Raw genomic sequence first — 16037 nt, 5'->3', positions numbered from 1 at the left:
AATGACTGAAAAGCCGCTGATTTCAGCGGTTTTTTTGTTGCCACTGATTGATAGCATCAATACGTCGGCGGGTCAGTTCTGTTTTAATTTCAGCCCCTTTAAAACCCGCATCAATAACTGGTTTGACTGCAACCTGCTGCGCGACAGTAAATGCATCAGATAACAGTTGTCCGGGCAGATAATCACCACTCTCTGGCGAAAAGCGGCTGCGGTAGTCGGCTTCACCTGCCAGTGCGAGTTGCTTAATTCGTTCTGGTTTTCGCCAGGCATCCAGGTTGTCAAACAGCGTGATAATGTCATCTGCACTAAGATGGCTGATGCGGTGGACGCAGTGATAAAAACGGCTTGAGAGCAGTGCCAGATCCCGTGCCGGGTTTGGCACCCGTAAACGTTCTGATAGCGCCTTAATTGCAGCAACGCCTCCTGTCATCCCCTGATGACTCAGATACAGACATAAGACGGCAAAGCGGATCTCTGTGCTGTCAGTCAGCGCGGTTATCTGATGTAACGTCTGTTCAGTCAGTGTGCCGTAATCTGTTTGTCCGTCAGTTTCGCGGTAGAGAGCATCCAGTTCCGGAAACAGAACCGCAAGAGCTTTACAGCGGCGCAAAACAGAAAAATAGATCTCAGGGTGTGTGCTGTTCAGCGCTTTTTCTGTCTCTTTCCAGACCCGTTCAGCCGTAAGGTGAGTCAGTTCGCCCTGCTCAGTGATGGTCGTCATTAGTGCCAGGGTTTCCGGCGCAATGGTAAAACCCAGCGCGGTAAAACGGGCAGCAAAGCGCGCCACGCGCAGAACACGTAACGGATCTTCTGTGAAAGCATCAGAGACATGACGCAAAACCCGGTTTCGCAGATCGTCTGCACCCCGGTACGGATCATACAGTGTGCCGTCAGCCGCTTGTGCAATAGCATTGATGGTCAGGTCACGCCGCTGTAAATCGTCTTCCAGCGTAACATCCGGCGCGCTGTAACAGGCAAATCCGGTATAACCGGCACCCGTTTTCCGTTCCGTGCGCGCCAGTGCGTACTCTTCCCGCGTTACAGGATGAAGAAATACCGGGAAATCCCGCCCGACCTGCTGATAGCCCTGTGCCAGCATTGTTTCCGGTGTCGCGCCGACCACAACCCAGTCTTTATCTGTAACAGGTTGTCCCAACAGGGTGTCGCGGACAGCTCCGCCGACCAGGTAAATTTCCACTATAATCTCCTGAACTGATAAGGCATCAGTTCATCCAGCGATCTTTTTTCTTCCGGCGGGGAACCATATGCGGCAGTAACAGACCCAGCAGCAGCCCCACACCGGCAACACCCCCACCGTACATAAACCATTGCAGGATAATATCGCGTTGCTTATCATCTAACTGGACACTGATAGCATCGAGTTTTTTCTTCGCGACCACGACCTGGTTACGCAGGCTGTCATTCTCTTTTTTCAGGTTATCGATGATGTCATCACTGGCGGCCACGCGGTTTTGTATATCGGAGGTCTTGTCATTCCAGGTTCCGTCGATATTGGCGAGTTTTCCGCGCAGTGTTTTTATTTCATCTTCCATTGCCGGGACCCGCTCTTTCAGGCTTGGCGTGGCACTCAGCATTTCTTTCGGCAGCCAGACATCGCGATTTTTACTGTCGCGGACCTGGACAAAACCGGTTTCATTATTCACATTAATTACGGTGACTTTTTCACCCGAATTCAGTGAACCTGCGATACGATAACGGGCACTGGGGCCACTGTGAACATAAGTGGACAGATCATCAGACACATAGCGGGTTTCTTCAGCATATGCGGTCAGGCTGCCAAGGCCCGCAAATAATAAAGGTAATAAGGCGAGTTTTTTCATCGTCATAGACTTATCATTCGTTGGTTATGAAATAGCATACTAATGAGTTAAGTGTGCGGGTGCAAACGTTAAACAGCCATGAGAACATTCTTAACGACGGTATAAACAACGGCATAACGTCTATAAACAGCAAAAAATCCGGCGGTTTTCGGCACGATAAAGGCACTTTCAACATAAATGAATGAATAAAGTGAAGATAATCATCTGAGTGAGATTACGGGGCAGCTTATGAACACTTACGAAACAGAACTTAAATTTGCAGTAAAGCCGGAGGCTATTGCCGCGGCGATAGCCGCACTGACGGTGTTTCCTCATCAGCATTTCCGGGCTGTCCGTCTGACCAACCGCTATTTTGAAACCACTGACGACACGCTGCGTGGGTGGGATATGGGCTTGCGGATCCGCGGTTGTGATACGGAATACGAAATGACACTGAAAACGGCGGGCAATGATCTCGGCGGGTTACATCAGCGTCCGGAATATAATATTCCGCTCTCCCTGCCGGAGCTTGATTTATCAGCATTGCCGGCGGATGTCTGGCCGCCGAAAACGAATGTGGCAGCATTGCAATCCGCACTCAGTACGCGTTTTTCCACAGATTTTGCCCGTGAAAAGTGGCTGCTTACTGTTAATAACAGTCTGGTGGAAGCAGTACTGGATCAGGGCAGTGTGGTGGCAGGTGATGCACAATCGCCTATCTGTGAATTTGAGCTGGAGCTGAAAGAAGGAACAGTCGGGGATTTGTTGCTGGCGGCAAAAGTACTGGCACCTCTGGCGGGCTTACGTCTTGCCGGACGCAGTAAAGCCGCGCGTGGCTACTGGCTGGTGCAGGGCTCACCAAAACCGGTGCTGCCGGAGTTATTAACGCCACCTGATCCGCTGACACCTGTTGCGGATGCGGTCACCGTGCTGATTAAACAATGGCAGAGCCTGGAAGAGGCGTGGTTGCTGGATACAGACAACGCGCTGCCTGCGTTGCAGCAAACAGTTGTACAACTGATGCGTATGGCAGATATTTATCCGGGCGCAGTCCCGGATTTTGTCCGTGACTGCCCGCTGGCAGACATTGCCGCTGCGCTCTCCGGAACTGCGGCAAACGCGTCTGATGTCTGTTTCAGTCCGGCCTGGTTGCAGTGTAAACTGGCTTTCACGCAATGGATTTTCGCACTATGGATGGCGGAACCCGCCATATAATTTACGGGTATTTTGCCCTGTAATGTGAATCTGATGACAAAAGGAACATTGATGCTGCCGCTGACTCCGGTACTCCGGCAACAGGCTGAGCGGATTTCCGCCCGGCTTGATGCAAATCTGGCCCCGTATTCTGCACAGGAAGAATGTGTTTTTGCGGGCAGTGACTTTGTGGCACAGCTGTGTATCTGCCACCCGGACTGGTTGCAGGCACTGAGAAACCAGCCGCCGCAGCCGGATGAATGGCAGAATTATGCGCACCGGCTGGCGGATGCGATGGCAGATGTCACTCAGGAAGAGGATGTTATGCGGGTGCTGCGTCTGTTCCGTCATCAGATGCTGGTGCGTATTGCATGGATGCAGATCCTGCGTCAGAGCCCGGTTCACACAACATTGCGTCAACTGAGTGAGCTGGCAGAGGTTCTGATTATCGCCGCCCGTGACTGGCTGTATCTGCGCTGCTGTGCGGAGTGGGGAACTCCGTGTTCTGCTGACGGCGAAGCCATGCCGCTGCTGATCCTCGGTATGGGTAAGCTGGGTGGTGGTGAGCTGAATTTTTCCTCAGATATCGATCTCATCTTTGCTTATCCAGAAAACGGTGTGACACAAGGTGGTCGCCGTGAGCTTGAAAATGCACAATTTTTTACCCGGCTGGGGCAAAAAATTATCAAAATGCTGGATCAACTGACTGCTGATGGTTTTGTTTACCGCGTGGATATGCGTCTGCGCCCGTTTGGTGACAGCGGGCCACTGGTGTTCAGTTTCTCTGCTCTGGAAGATTATTATCAGGAGCAGGGGCGCGACTGGGAGCGCTACGCGATGGTAAAAGCGCGTATTCTCGGGCGTGATGATCGCGGATACAGTGATGTGCTGCGTAAAATGCTGCGTCCGTTTGTTTACCGCCGCTATATTGATTTCAGTGTCATTCAGTCACTGCGCAACATGAAAAGCATGATTGGCAGAGAAGTCCGGCGGCGCGGGCTGAAAAATAATATCAAGCTGGGCGCGGGCGGGATCAGGGAAATTGAGTTTATCACTCAGGTCTTCCAGTTGATCCGTGGCGGACGGGAGCCGGGGTTACAGACACAATCACTGGCGGCAGCACTGGCTGAAATTGCACGCCTGGGGCTGCTCAGTGATGAACAGGTTGCATTGCTGCTGGATGCTTATGCGTATCTGCGGCGCCTGGAAAATCTTCTGCAGGCGATTGATGACAGCCAGACACAGACGCTGCCGGAGACAGAGCTGGACAGGGCACGGCTGGCGCACGCAATGGATGCACCGGCGTGGGCTGCGCTGGAAACGGTTCTGAATGAAAAAATGACCGGGGTGCATCATATTTTTACTGATTTGATTGGCGAAGATGATGAGGCAAGCGAGGATGAAACCGGATTACAGCCCTTTATTGCCCTGTGGGAAAGCGAACCGGAACTGATTGATATCACTGCGCTGTTTTCTCTCGGTGAAGTGCAATCGGCTCAGTTTCTGGCTGATTTACAGCTCTTCCGCCGGGATCTGGGTAAGCGGACCATCGGACCACGAGGGCGTGATGTGCTTGATCAGCTGTTACCCAAATTGCTGGCAAAACTGGCACAACAGCCGGATGCTCAGGTGATTTTACAACGGCTGACCCCGCTGCTGCTCGGCATCGTCAGCCGTACGACCTATCTGGAACTGCTGCTGGAATCCGATGTGGTGCTGACCCACGTCGTGCGCCTGTGCGCGGCATCCCCGATGATTGCGGTACAACTGGCGCGTCACCCGCTGCTGCTGGATGAACTGCTGGACCCTGCATCACTTTATCAGCCGCTGCCGCTGACAGCGTACCGCGATGAGCTGCGTCAGTACCTGATGCGGGTACCCGAAGACGATGAAGAACAACAGCTTGAAGCACTGCGCCAGTTTAAGCAGGCACAGTTATTGCGCATTGCAGCGGAAGATATCACGGGTGTCCTGCCGGTCATGAAGGTCAGCGACCATCTGACGTATCTGGCGGAAGCGATGATTGATGCTGTGGTTCATCAAGCATGGATACAGATGGTCAAACGCTACGGCGAACCGGCACATCTGACCCGCAATGGTGACAAAGGATTTGCCGTGATTGGCTATGGCAAACTGGGCGGCTGGGAGCTGGGTTACAGTTCCGATCTCGATTTGGTCTTTCTGCTGGATTGCCCTGAAGGCACGCAGACCACAGGACCGCGTGAAATCGATGCCCGCCAGTTCTACCTGCGGCTGGCGCAGCGCATTATGCATTTATTCAGCACCCGGACATCCTCGGGCGTATTGTATGAAGTGGATGCCCGCCTGCGTCCGTCCGGTGAGGCAGGGATGCTGGTCAGTACCCCGCAGGCATTTGCGGATTATCAGAAAAACAGTGCCTGGACATGGGAGCATCAGGCATTGATCCGCGCCCGCCAGGTTTATGGTGATGAGGCGATTGCCGCCGGGTTTGATGCTATCCGCCGCGAAATATTGTGCCGCCCGCGCGATAATGCGCAGCTGAAGCAGGATGTCCGTGAGATGCGTGAAAAAATGTATCAGCATCTGGGCGGGGGCGACAGTACGGTATTTAATATTAAACTGGACCCGGGCGGGATAACCGACATTGAGTTTATCGCGCAGTATCTGGTGTTGCGCTTTGCGCCGCAAACCCCGGCACTGACGCGCTGGTCAGATAACGTGCGGATTTTTGAACTGATGGCAAACTATGATGTGATGCCGGAAGCCGACGCGCAGCAACTGACCACCGCCTACACCACAATGCGCGATACTCTGCATCATCTGGCGTTACAGGAAAAATCCGGCGTGGTACCGCTGACAGAGTTTGCCGTACAGCGCCAATTTGTCCACGACTGCTGGCAGCACTGGCTCGGGGAATAAGACCCGCACAAAGGCACAGAAATTGTGATACAGGGTTTTCTGTTCAGCGGCGGGTTTGTGATAATATCAGCAATAATTTTGTTATTTATAAGGTGGAACAGGGGATGAAAGTAACACTCCCGGATTTTCAGAAGGCGGTTGTTTTAGTCGTCGGTGATGTGATGTTAGACCGCTACTGGCACGGACCGACCAGCCGGATATCCCCGGAAGCACCGGTGCCTGTGGTCAAAGTCACAGAGATTGAAGAGCGCCCGGGAGGTGCGGCCAACGTCGCTATGAATATCGCGTCACTGGGAGCAAATTCCCGCCTGGTCGGATTAACGGGAATCGATGATGCTGCCCGTGCCCTGACTGAGCGCCTCAATGAAGTGAATGTTCGCTGTGATTTTGTCGGGTTGCCGACACACCCGACCATCACTAAGCTGCGGGTGTTATCGCGTAATCAGCAACTGCTCCGTCTGGATTTTGAAGAGGGATTTGCGGATGTTGATCCGCAGCCGATGCTGGAGCGTATTGAACAGGCACTGCCGCACATTGGCGCTTTGGTGCTGTCTGACTACGCAAAAGGCGCGCTTGCCCATGTCGAAGAGATGATCGCGCTGGCGCGTAAATCAGATGTTCCGGTACTTATCGACCCGAAAGGAACGGATTTTGCCCGTTATCGTGGTGCAACCCTGCTGACACCGAACATGTCTGAGTTTGAAGCGGTCGCCGGGAAATGCACGGATAATGCAGATATTGAAGCGAAAGGTCTGAAAGTTATTCGTGATTTTGATTTACAGGCACTGCTTATCACCCGCTCAGAGCAGGGAATGAGCCTGCTGCGTCCGGGAATGCCCGCATTACATCTGCCAACATTGGCGCAGGAAGTGTTTGATGTGACCGGCGCCGGTGATACGGTGATCGGCGTACTTGCGACCTCCCTGGCTGCCGGAAAAACCCTGGATGAATCCTGTGTGCTGGCAAATGCCGCCGCCGGTGTGGTGGTGGGTAAAATCGGCACCTCGACGGTATCTCCGGTTGAACTGGAAAATGCCGTACGCGGACGCAGTGAAAACGGGTTTGGCGTAATGACCGAAAATGAGCTGCACCAGGCGGTTGCTGCGGCACGCCAGCGCGGTGAAAAAGTGGTGATGACCAACGGCTGTTTTGACATCCTGCACGCCGGGCACGTTTCCTATCTGGCTAACGCGCGCAAACTGGGCGATCGCCTGATTGTGGCAGTGAACAGTGATGCCTCCACCAAACGCCTTAAAGGTGAAAGCCGCCCGGTCAATCCGCTGGATCAGCGTATGATTGTGCTCGGCGCGTTAGGTGCTGTGGATTGGGTGGTGCCGTTTGAAGAAGATACGCCGCAGCGTCTGATTGCCGCTGTACTGCCGGATATTCTGGTGAAAGGCGGGGATTACCGTCCCGAAGAGATTGCCGGCAGTGACGAAGTATGGGCTGCGGGCGGAGAAGTGAAAGTGCTCAATTTTGAAGATGGCATTTCCACCACCAATATCATTAACGCGATCAATAAATCAAAGTAAACGACTGATCAGACAGGAGATACATGTGATGTATCTCCTGTTATTATTACTCGCCGTCTTTCGCCGACAGGCGGGTTTCTAATTCTGCCAGACGTTTTTCCATCTGAGATAGTTTCTCGCGGGTGCGCAATAACACCTGAGTTTGCACATCAAATTCTTCGCGGTTGACCAAATCCAGCTTACCGAGCTGAGACTGCAAAATAGCCCGCATTTTTTTATCGATATCTGCCCCGATTTCCCGCACACCTTTCGGCAGTGCGCTTTGCAACTGTGTGGCAATTTGTTCAATTTTTTTCGGGTCAATCATAATTTTTCCTTTATGAGCCGGAGGGTCTTAACGCTGCAAATAGTAACCCGGTACGGGATTTTGAACCAGTCTGAGTTCTCATTTTGAGCTTCCCGCAAAAATAACCGCTGGTCGGGCTTACCTGTTGGAGGTATAGTAATCCTGCTATCTCAGGGCGGGGTGAAAGTCCCCACCGGCGGTAAACATTCCATTGCGAATGAAGCCCGCGAGCGCTTCACCTCACGTGAAGGTCAGCAGATCCGGTGTAATTCCGGGGCCGACGGTTAAAGTCCGGATGGGAGAGAAATCAGCATCAGCCGGGCATTATCTGCCCGTCCGATAGCATATCCGTATACTGATCTGTACAGGTTATCGCCTGCTATGGTTAATTTTATGGTATGCATGCAACTCCTAAGACTGCCCTGGTTCTGGTAATCATTTTTAATTACGATGAGGTTTATTTACCATGAATCAGACGCTACTTTCAGATTACGGTAATCCGATTGAACGTGCAGAACGAGCCATTGAAGCTATCCGTCAGGGACGGGGTGTTATGGTACTCGATGATGAAAACCGCGAAAATGAAGGCGATATGGTGTTTGCCGCCGAAACCATGACTGTTGAGCAGATGGCACTGACCATCCGTCACGGCAGTGGCATTGTGTGTCTGTGCCTGACTGACGAACGCCGTCAGCAGCTTGACCTGCCGATGATGGTGGAAAACAACTCCAGCCAGTTTAAAACCGGTTTTACAGTAACAATTGAAGCGGCACGCGGTGTTACCACCGGCGTTTCTGCCGCTGATCGTATCACCACTATCCGTGCTGCTGTTGCCGATGGCGCAACACCTGCTGATCTGCATCGCCCGGGCCATGTGTTCCCGCTGCGTTCACAGAACGGCGGTGTATTAACCCGTCGCGGTCATACTGAGGCCTCGGTTGATTTGGCGACACTCGCAGGGCTGAAGCCGTACGGAGTGCTGTGTGAACTGACCAATGATGATGGCTCAATGGCGCGCGCGCCACAAGTGATCACCTTTGCGAAAGCACATGATATGCCGGTGGTAACAATTGATGACCTGGTGCAGTACCGCGGACAGTTAATGGCGAAAGCCGTCTGACCATTCAGCTGTAAAAGGTCAGTCATACAGGGTCAGTAACTGAACATACTGAAATTTAATAAATGCCGCTGCTGACACAGCGGCATTAATACATCGACAACGCGCGAAAAAACGTGGTTTTTCACACGTTGTGTTATCAGCCGAAAATCAATATATTGATTTTCCTGGTTTATTTTTACAACCTCTGATTGTCGTCGCCAAACCCTGCCGGTTTGTCAACGGCATTTTTTTTATCATATTTTTTGAATGACTTCATCATGATTACCCCGCGTGATTGTTTGTTAAATGGCATACACTTATCTCAGTGAACAAATTTTATGCGAGGTTAACAATGAAACGATTACCGGCTCTGTTTGTGGGTCACGGCAGCCCGATGAATGTTCTGGAAACCAACCGTTATACTGAAACCTGGCGGCAACTGGGGGAGCAACTACCGCGCCCGTCCGCTATTCTTGTGGTGTCCGCGCACTGGTATACTCAGGGTTCATGGCTGACTTCCGCTTCACACCCGCGCACTATTCATGATTTTCGCGGGTTCCCGCAGGCGTTACAGGAAACACAATACCCGGCTCCGGGATCAGCGTCGCTGGTGGAACGTGTTAAAAATCTGCTGAATGAAGATAATATCGGCGAAGATAATGGCGAATGGGGACTTGATCACGGCAGTTGGGGGATTTTAATTAAAATGTTCCCGGATGCGGATATCCCGGTGGTTCAACTGAGTATCGACGGCAGCAAACCGGCACAATGGTATTATGATACCGGACGAAAACTGGCGGCATTGCGTGATGAAGGTGTGCTGGTGCTTGGCAGCGGAAATGTGGTGCATAATCTGAGGGAAATGGACTGGCAGGATTCACAGGCGGCACCGTATCCGTGGGCGGAAAGCTTTAATACCTTTGTGCGGGATAATCTGGACAGCGACATTTTACCGCATCCGCTGATTAATGCGCTCGATCGTGAAGACGGCAAACGTGCGAATCCGTCACCGGAGCACTTCCTGCCGCTGTTGTATATTCTGGGAATGCGGGAAGGTGCCGAGCCGGTGACTGTACCGGTTGATGGGATTGAATCCGCATCACTGAGCATGTTGTCAGTTCAGGTTGGTTAACGACTTTTAATAAAAAAATCCCCGGCGGATCTGATGCGCCGGGGATTTTTGCAATAATGCACCGCAGTTTGTCAGTCAATAATAATATGTGGATAGAAACGGGAAAGATCCTGCGTTATCAGCTCTCTGTCTTCACGAATACAGATACCGGCGGATTCATCATTCACCAGCCAGCTGCCGATAAGTGTGTAGCTGTCACCGAACTTCGGCAGAGGATGGAACTGCTGAACAATCATTCCCTCTTCGCCATACGGGCCGTCAGCGGCTGCGATCTCTTTTCCGTTCTCAATAATCCGGATATTTGCCCCTTCACGGGAGAACAGCGGCTTGATCACATAGCTGTCCATCTCCGGATACGGCTTATCAGCAAAATAGGCCGGCAGCAGATTCGGATGATCCGGGAACATTTCCCACAGCAGCGGCAGCAGCGCTTTATTGGAGATAATGCTCTTCCATGCCGGCTCCAGCCAGCGTACACCGGCGTCTGTCAGCTTGGTTGAGAAAATCTCGCGCATCATAAACTCCCACGGATAGAGTTTAAACATGTTGCTGATTATCTGATCCTGAAGATCAGTAAACTCACCGCGATCGCCCAGCCCGATATCTTCGATAAACAGAAAATCGGTGGTGATCCCCGCTTCCTGCGCGCAATCCTGTAAATACTGAATTGTCCCGCGATCTTCCACAGAATCCTGACAGCAGGCCATGTGCAGATAACGGAAGCCGAACTCTTCGGCTAAGACACCAAAGCGCTCAATCAGTTTTTCCTGGATGCCGTTAAACTGATCGGCATTTTCCGGCAGATTACCGGCAGCAATCTGATCTTCCAGCCAGATCCACTGGAAAAACGCGGACTCATACAGGGATGTCGGCGTATCGGCATTGTTTTCTAACAGCTTAGGCGGATTGATACCATCGTAAGCCAGATCAAGACGTGAATAAAGAGAAGGCTGGCGGGTTGCCCATGATTCGCGCACCAGATCCCAACAGTGTTTCGGGATCTGAAAACGGGCCATCAGTTCATCACTTTGTGTGACTTTATCCACCACCTGAAGACACATCTGATGCAGTTCGTTTGTCACTTCCTCGATTTCATCGATTTGTGCCGGGGAGAACTGATAGCAGGCATCTTCTGACCAGTACGGCTCACCGTACATAGTATGAAAGTGAAAGCCGAATTCATCGGCTTTCTCACGCCAGTCCGGGCGCTCGCTAATCGGGATTCGTTTCATGGCAAATCAGCCGCCCATTGAGCGTGAAGAAGAGCTGCTGCCGGATGAGCGCTGCATTGAATTTTGTTTGGCAACACTGTCACCGAACCCGCCACGGGTCGTAGTTGTGGTGGTAGCCGGTTTTGGCGCCATCGCGGTTTTCGGTACGGATACAGAGCGTCCGCCGGTTGCGGAGCCGTAGTTTTTACCGCCTGCGTCGACAAACTTACCGTTTGCCGGGCTTGCCGCATTACGTGAGGTGAACAGTGGCTGGGATGCAGCACCGCCGCCCATCATGCGGCCCATCATATAACCGGCCATCAGCGGCATCCAGAAACCGCCGGAAGCCTGAGCAGGCTCTTGTTGCTGAGTCTGGTTATTATTTGCCAGCTCAGTGGGAACCTGAGCCTGAGTACACTGGGATTCACCGAACTCAGCCACGCAATCTTCGCGGGTTGCATATTTCGGAGCTGTTTTTACTGCTTCCTGAACGGCATTATTGTATGCGGTGGTACATTCACCCGCCTGTCCGGGGTTTGCTGTTGTGCACTGTTCTGCTGTGGTATAGAGCGCGACGGTTTCATCGGCTTCATCACAGGCAGCCAGCATCAGCACAGCGCCAACTGCGGCAGCAACAGGGGCTAAGCGGTATTGACGCCAGGTTTTACGGAAAGCGTCGCGGTTAATATTTTTTGTGCGTTTTATTGTCATTGTCGTTATATCCGGAAACGGTTTCATGAGAGGTAATTACTGACTAGGATAGGGGAAAACTGTGTGAAATTAAAGCAGTAATCTGTTTTTTGCGATTGATGCAGATTAAATAAGATTAACAGAAAAGAAAGATGCGCCGGTGAGGGTATTTTTTATGCCGGATAAATATCACTCAGGGTCATAATCCCCCGGTTCTCCGGATAAAACCTGATATTTTACCTGTTTGACTGATAAGTTATCGTTAACAGGAACAAAGCATATACCCAACGTCATTCAGGATGCAGCCAACGAACCTGCAGTTTGAATGAATAAGGGTATAAAAAAACCCGCCGGTGAGCGGGTTTCATTATGATTCAGATAAAAACGCTTAGTTGGCTGTTTTACCTGTCACGGAGGAGGGTGCCGTCGGAATGGATTTACCCAGAACCTGGTTAAGGCGCAGGACATCATCTTCATTCAGTGTACCGCGTGCCTGACCGATATAGAGCTGACTTATCAGATAATCATAACGGGCATTTGACAGACTTTTCTTCGCTTCATACAGCGTTGTGGTCGCGTTCAGTACATCAACAATGGTACGGGTACCCACCTGATAACCGGCTTCGGTCGCGTTCAGGGAGCTTTCCGCAGAGGTAACAACCTGTTTGTAGGCATTAACACTGCTGATAGACGCATTGATATTGTTGTATGACGAACGGGTAACCTGAACAACCTGACGCAGCATCGCTTCCAGTTTTTCACTGGCGGCGGTATAACCGTACTGAGCCTGATCTACCTGAGATGACACCATACCCCCGGTATACAGCGGAATACTGACGTTTACACCGATGGTGCTCTGACCCTGGTATTTATTTGGGTAACCATCATAACCGCTGCCGCTGAGATCCTGATTGGTCACACCGGTACCGGCGCTCAGTTCAACGGTCGGATAGTGTCCTGACTGCGCAAAGCTGATTTGTTCTTTCGCCAGATCACGACCCAGAGAAGCACTCAGCAGATTCAGGTTACGTTCCTGAGCTTCTTTGAGCAGCACCTCGATAGCATCCGGTGAACTGGTTTTAAACCGGTTAACATCCAGAGACGCTAAGTCACTGTAATAAATTCCGCTCACCTGACGCAGTTGTTCAATCGTATTTTCAACATCATTACGGCCGGACACTTCCTGTGCCAGAACACTGTCGTAGTTGGCACGGGCGTTCTGAACATCTGTAATTGCCACCAGACCCACATTAAAGCGCTGTGTGGTCTGATCTAACTGGCGGTATACGGCTTCTTTCTGTGACTGCACATAAGAGAGCGTATCCAGTGCGCGCAGGACATTAAAATAGGCAACAGAGGTATCAACAATCAGCTGCTGTTGTGCGCTCTGGAACGTAATATCACTGATCCCGGCTGTTTTTTCCTGCAAATCCAGCTGACGCCATTTGCTCATATCGAAAATGGTCTGAGTTAATTTCAGCTGCGCATTCAGTGTATTACTGTTTTGATTCCGGAGATCACGGTAACCGCTGCCGTATTCATAACCACCGCCTAAACCTAACTGCGGCAGTAACGGGCTGCGTGCCTCGTTAATTTTTTCAAAGGCCTGGTTACGTTCAGCTTCAGTCTGACGCAGGGTCGGGTTCGTCTCTTTCGCTTTTTGATAAACCTGGAGGAGGTCTTCAGCCTGAGTAACAGTACTGAAACCTGCCACACTCACAGCAATGAGAAGAGAAAGCAGTTTCTTCATTAGGATTCCTTTTGCACAGCGCTAATCTGTTAGTTGCTTCCCGGGAAGCTTCAAATGGCTTTAATTCTAGCAGAGTCAGCTTACTATTAAAGGTAGCCGTTTGTGCCATCCGGGTTAAATTAGATTAATTTTACCTCATTGCCCGGAAAATTTCTTTATCTCAAATGATGAAAAACTCCTTTATCATAAATAATTGATTACGCAGCGGAGAAAATAATATGGCACATGAACCAAAATTACCTTTTTCTTTTGGTAACAAGGATGTGGAGATCCTCAGTAAAAAAACAGTATTTTCCGGTTTTTTTAAGATTAATGAGTACCGCTTCCGTCATCGGTTGTTTGACGGCGGCTGGAGCCCGGAAATTTGCCGTGAAGTATTTGAAAGAGGCAATGCCGGGGTGATCCTGCCGTATGACCCGGTGCGTGATGAAGTCATTCTGATTGAGCAAATCCGGCTTCCGGCGATAGAGAGCAGCAGCACACCGTGGTTGCTGGAGGCGGTCGCGGGCATGATTGATAAACCGGGGGAATCAGCCGAAGAGGTTGTCCGGCGTGAAGCAATGGAAGAGGCCTCGGTGCACATCGGGCGGTGTACGTTTGCCCTGAGCTATTTATCCAGCCCCGGCGGCACCTCTGAGCGGATGTATGTGTATATCGGCGAAGCTGACAGTACCACCGCCGGAGGCGTGCATGGTCTGGCGCAGGAAAATGAAGATATCCGCGTGCATGTTGTCAGCCGTGAACAGGCATATCAGTGGATTGAAAAAGGTGTGATCGATAACGCAGCAACTGTCATTGCAATTCAGTGGCTTACATTGCACTATGAACGTATACGTGCAACGTGGCGGGATAAATAACCCGGATTTTTTTTTCTCAGACCGGGGAATTGTGTGCGGGATTGCAGATCTCTTCAGCTAAAACACGTTATTATTATGCGTTAGTTGTTAAAATAACAAGGACATCGATTGGAAATCCCGTTGCATTTGACCGTAGCTGACGGCGCTGCGGTCAGAATTTTACAGATTACAGATACGCACCTTTTTGCCGGTGAAACTGAGACATTGTTAGGGATCAATACCCTGTACAGTTATCACGCCGTGCTCGATGCTATCGTAAAGCAGCAACTGCCGACCGACCTGATTGTAGCGACCGGTGATCTGGTTCAGGATCAGAGCATCCGGGCCTATCAGCGGTTTACGCAGGGTGTTGCCTGTTTACCGGCGCCCTGCGTCTGGCTGCCGGGAAATCATGATTATCAGCCGTCAATGGCAAGGGAACTGGCGGACGCCGGTATTAACCCCGCCAAACATATTTTATTAGGTGAACAGTGGCAGGTGCTGCTGCTGGACAGTCAGGTGCAGGGCGTACCACATGGCGAGCTTAGTGAGTATCAGCTTGTGTGGCTGGATGAATGCCTGGCACAACATAGTGATCGTCATACGGTTGTGATGCTGCATCATCATCCGCTGGCATCCGGCTGTACCTGGCTTGATCAGCACAGCCTGCGCAATTCACATGAGCTGGCTGATGTTCTGGCGAAATATCAGAATATTGATGCGATTTTGTGCGGACACATTCATCAGGATCTGGATATGGTGTGGAACGGTATCCGCGTGCTGGCAACACCGTCAACCTGTGTACAATTTAAACCGCACTGCACCACATTTACGCTTGATACTGTGGCACCGGGCTGGCGTTATCTGGAACTGACCACGGGTGAGTTTCCGGCACTGAAAACAACAGTGCACCGCCTGGATACTGACAAATTCAGCCCTGATCTGGGCTCGGAAGGTTACTGATGGCAACGCTCCTTTATCTGCACGGTTTTAACAGCTCTCCATTGTCAGAAAAAGGAATGATGCTGAAATCCTGGCTGGCAGAACATCATCCGGAAATCCGGATGGTTATCCCGCAACTGCCCTGCTATCCGGATGAGGCTGCCCTTTATCTGGAAAACCTGATGAGCTCTCTGGCTGGTGAAAATACCGGAATTGTCGGTTCTTCTCTGGGCGGTTATTTTGCTATCTGGTTATCGCAGACATTTGATGTCCCCGCAGTAGTGGTTAATCCGGCGGTTTATCCTTTTGAATTACTTCAGAATTATTTAGGGGAGAATGTTAACCCCTATACACATGAATGCTACACGCTTGAACCCCGCCACATGCAGGATTTACGGGCGGTGTATATTGATTCACCTGAATCACCGGATTTAATCTGGTTATTACAGCAGACCGGAGACGAAATACTCGATTACCGTCAGGCAGTCACGCATCTGGTGGCGTGTAAACAAACGATTGAATCCGGCGGAAGTCACGCCTTTACAGGTTTTCCTCAGTATTTTCCTCAGATAATTAATTTCCTCGGACTCGGCAATAACTGAAAACCATGTTTTAATTTCCCTGTGACTGGTATTATCGCCAGT

General features: G+C 51.1%; 14 protein-coding genes and 1 riboswitch. Of the genes, 8 read left to right on the top strand and 6 right to left on the bottom strand.

Annotated features, from left to right (window positions below; translation table 11 throughout):
* Positions 1-22 precede the first annotated feature (22 nt).
* Together ACMHKJ_RS12610 and ACMHKJ_RS12605 are read right to left on the bottom strand one after the other, a co-directional pair.
* A complete protein-coding gene (locus ACMHKJ_RS12610; protein WP_413494362.1) occupies positions 23-1198 on the bottom strand; it encodes a multifunctional CCA addition/repair protein in 1176 nt (391 codons plus the stop codon).
* A 25-nt stretch (positions 1199-1223) separates the two neighbouring features.
* Complete coding sequence (locus ACMHKJ_RS12605; RefSeq protein ID WP_413494505.1) at positions 1224-1841, bottom strand: TIGR04211 family SH3 domain-containing protein; 618 nt, start codon at positions 1839-1841, stop codon at positions 1224-1226.
* A 228-nt stretch (positions 1842-2069) separates the two neighbouring features.
* On the opposite strand from ACMHKJ_RS12605, the gene ACMHKJ_RS12600 reads away from it, so the two are divergent.
* The 3 genes from ACMHKJ_RS12600 to hldE all read left to right on the top strand — a co-directional run bounded on the left by ACMHKJ_RS12600 (position 2070) and on the right by hldE (position 7447).
* Entirely contained in the window at positions 2070-3035 is a 966-nt protein-coding gene (locus ACMHKJ_RS12600; protein ID WP_413494360.1) for a CYTH domain-containing protein, read from the top strand.
* 51 nt (positions 3036-3086) lie between these two features.
* Positions 3087-5915, top strand: coding sequence for a bifunctional [glutamate--ammonia ligase]-adenylyl-L-tyrosine phosphorylase/[glutamate--ammonia-ligase] adenylyltransferase (glnE, locus tag ACMHKJ_RS12595; RefSeq protein WP_413494503.1), 2829 nt, complete (start codon positions 3087-3089; stop codon positions 5913-5915).
* A 104-nt stretch (positions 5916-6019) separates the two neighbouring features.
* Positions 6020-7447, top strand: a complete 1428-nt coding sequence (gene hldE, locus ACMHKJ_RS12590; protein WP_413494358.1) for a bifunctional D-glycero-beta-D-manno-heptose-7-phosphate kinase/D-glycero-beta-D-manno-heptose 1-phosphate adenylyltransferase HldE — start codon at positions 6020-6022, stop codon at positions 7445-7447.
* 46 nt (positions 7448-7493) lie between these two features.
* Here the strand turns inward: hldE and ubiK are convergent, their stop codons facing one another.
* Positions 7494-7754, bottom strand: coding sequence for a ubiquinone biosynthesis accessory factor UbiK (ubiK, locus tag ACMHKJ_RS12585; protein ID WP_413494357.1), 261 nt, complete (start codon positions 7752-7754; stop codon positions 7494-7496).
* Between the two features lie 141 nt (positions 7755-7895).
* Positions 7896-8044, top strand: a riboswitch (FMN riboswitch).
* Between the two features lie 155 nt (positions 8045-8199).
* On the opposite strand from ubiK, the gene ribB reads away from it, so the two are divergent.
* Positions 8200-8853, top strand: coding sequence for a 3,4-dihydroxy-2-butanone-4-phosphate synthase (gene ribB / locus ACMHKJ_RS12580; protein ID WP_067426231.1), 654 nt, complete (start codon positions 8200-8202; stop codon positions 8851-8853).
* 331 nt (positions 8854-9184) lie between these two features.
* Positions 9185-9964 (top strand): 4,5-DOPA-extradiol-dioxygenase, encoded by a 780-nt coding sequence (gene ygiD / locus ACMHKJ_RS12575; protein WP_413494354.1) that lies wholly within the window; start codon positions 9185-9187, stop codon positions 9962-9964.
* Positions 9965-10035: 71 nt separating this feature from the next.
* Here ygiD and ACMHKJ_RS12570 read toward each other — a convergent pair whose 3' ends face one another.
* The 3 genes from ACMHKJ_RS12570 to tolC all read right to left on the bottom strand — a co-directional run bounded on the left by ACMHKJ_RS12570 (position 10036) and on the right by tolC (position 13615).
* Positions 10036-11196, bottom strand: coding sequence for a glutathionylspermidine synthase family protein (locus ACMHKJ_RS12570; protein ID WP_413494352.1), 1161 nt, complete (start codon positions 11194-11196; stop codon positions 10036-10038).
* Positions 11197-11202: 6 nt separating this feature from the next.
* Positions 11203-11886 (bottom strand): DUF1190 family protein, encoded by a 684-nt coding sequence (locus ACMHKJ_RS12565; RefSeq protein ID WP_190973111.1) that lies wholly within the window; start codon positions 11884-11886, stop codon positions 11203-11205.
* A gap of 367 nt (positions 11887-12253) precedes the next feature.
* Positions 12254-13615 (bottom strand): outer membrane channel protein TolC, encoded by a 1362-nt coding sequence (tolC, locus tag ACMHKJ_RS12560; RefSeq protein ID WP_413494350.1) that lies wholly within the window; start codon positions 13613-13615, stop codon positions 12254-12256.
* 218 nt (positions 13616-13833) lie between these two features.
* On the opposite strand from tolC, the gene nudF reads away from it, so the two are divergent.
* From nudF to yqiA, 3 genes are all read left to right on the top strand, one after another.
* Positions 13834-14472, top strand: coding sequence for an ADP-ribose diphosphatase (gene nudF, locus ACMHKJ_RS12555; RefSeq protein WP_413494349.1), 639 nt, complete (start codon positions 13834-13836; stop codon positions 14470-14472).
* Between the two features lie 108 nt (positions 14473-14580).
* Positions 14581-15414 carry a 3',5'-cyclic-AMP phosphodiesterase gene (gene cpdA / locus ACMHKJ_RS12550; protein WP_413494348.1) on the top strand — a complete coding sequence of 278 codons (834 nt, stop codon included), beginning with the start codon at positions 14581-14583 and terminating at the stop codon, positions 15412-15414.
* Positions 15414-15995 carry an esterase YqiA gene (gene yqiA / locus ACMHKJ_RS12545; RefSeq protein WP_413494346.1) on the top strand — a complete coding sequence of 194 codons (582 nt, stop codon included), beginning with the start codon at positions 15414-15416 and terminating at the stop codon, positions 15993-15995. The genes cpdA and yqiA overlap by 1 nt, the downstream gene beginning before the upstream one ends.
* Positions 15996-16037 lie beyond the last annotated feature (42 nt).

This window comes from Morganella psychrotolerans (genome assembly GCF_965118875.1).
GTDB lineage: Bacteria > Pseudomonadota > Gammaproteobacteria > Enterobacterales > Enterobacteriaceae > Morganella > Morganella psychrotolerans_C.
This window is presented reverse-complemented; position numbering and strand designations above follow the sequence as displayed.

What these genes read in the sequence shown, in the direction of transcription:
- ubiK (WP_413494357.1), bottom strand. Translation starts at nt 7,754, where the DNA reads ATGATTGACCCGAAAAAAATTGAACAAATTGCCACACAGTTGCAAAGC.
- glnE (WP_413494503.1), top strand. Translation starts at nt 3,087, where the DNA reads ATGCTGCCGCTGACTCCGGTACTCCGGCAACAGGCTGAGCGGATTTCC.
- ACMHKJ_RS12605 (WP_413494505.1), bottom strand. Translation starts at nt 1,841, where the DNA reads ATGAAAAAACTCGCCTTATTACCTTTATTATTTGCGGGCCTTGGCAGC.
- ygiD (WP_413494354.1), top strand. Translation starts at nt 9,185, where the DNA reads ATGAAACGATTACCGGCTCTGTTTGTGGGTCACGGCAGCCCGATGAAT.
- hldE (WP_413494358.1), top strand. Translation starts at nt 6,020, where the DNA reads ATGAAAGTAACACTCCCGGATTTTCAGAAGGCGGTTGTTTTAGTCGTC.
- ACMHKJ_RS12570 (WP_413494352.1), bottom strand. Translation starts at nt 11,196, where the DNA reads ATGAAACGAATCCCGATTAGCGAGCGCCCGGACTGGCGTGAGAAAGCC.
- yqiA (WP_413494346.1), top strand. Translation starts at nt 15,414, where the DNA reads ATGGCAACGCTCCTTTATCTGCACGGTTTTAACAGCTCTCCATTGTCA.
- ACMHKJ_RS12565 (WP_190973111.1), bottom strand. Translation starts at nt 11,886, where the DNA reads ATGACAATAAAACGCACAAAAAATATTAACCGCGACGCTTTCCGTAAA.
- ribB (WP_067426231.1), top strand. Translation starts at nt 8,200, where the DNA reads ATGAATCAGACGCTACTTTCAGATTACGGTAATCCGATTGAACGTGCA.
- tolC (WP_413494350.1), bottom strand. Translation starts at nt 13,615, where the DNA reads ATGAAGAAACTGCTTTCTCTTCTCATTGCTGTGAGTGTGGCAGGTTTC.
- nudF (WP_413494349.1), top strand. Translation starts at nt 13,834, where the DNA reads ATGGCACATGAACCAAAATTACCTTTTTCTTTTGGTAACAAGGATGTG.
- ACMHKJ_RS12600 (WP_413494360.1), top strand. Translation starts at nt 2,070, where the DNA reads ATGAACACTTACGAAACAGAACTTAAATTTGCAGTAAAGCCGGAGGCT.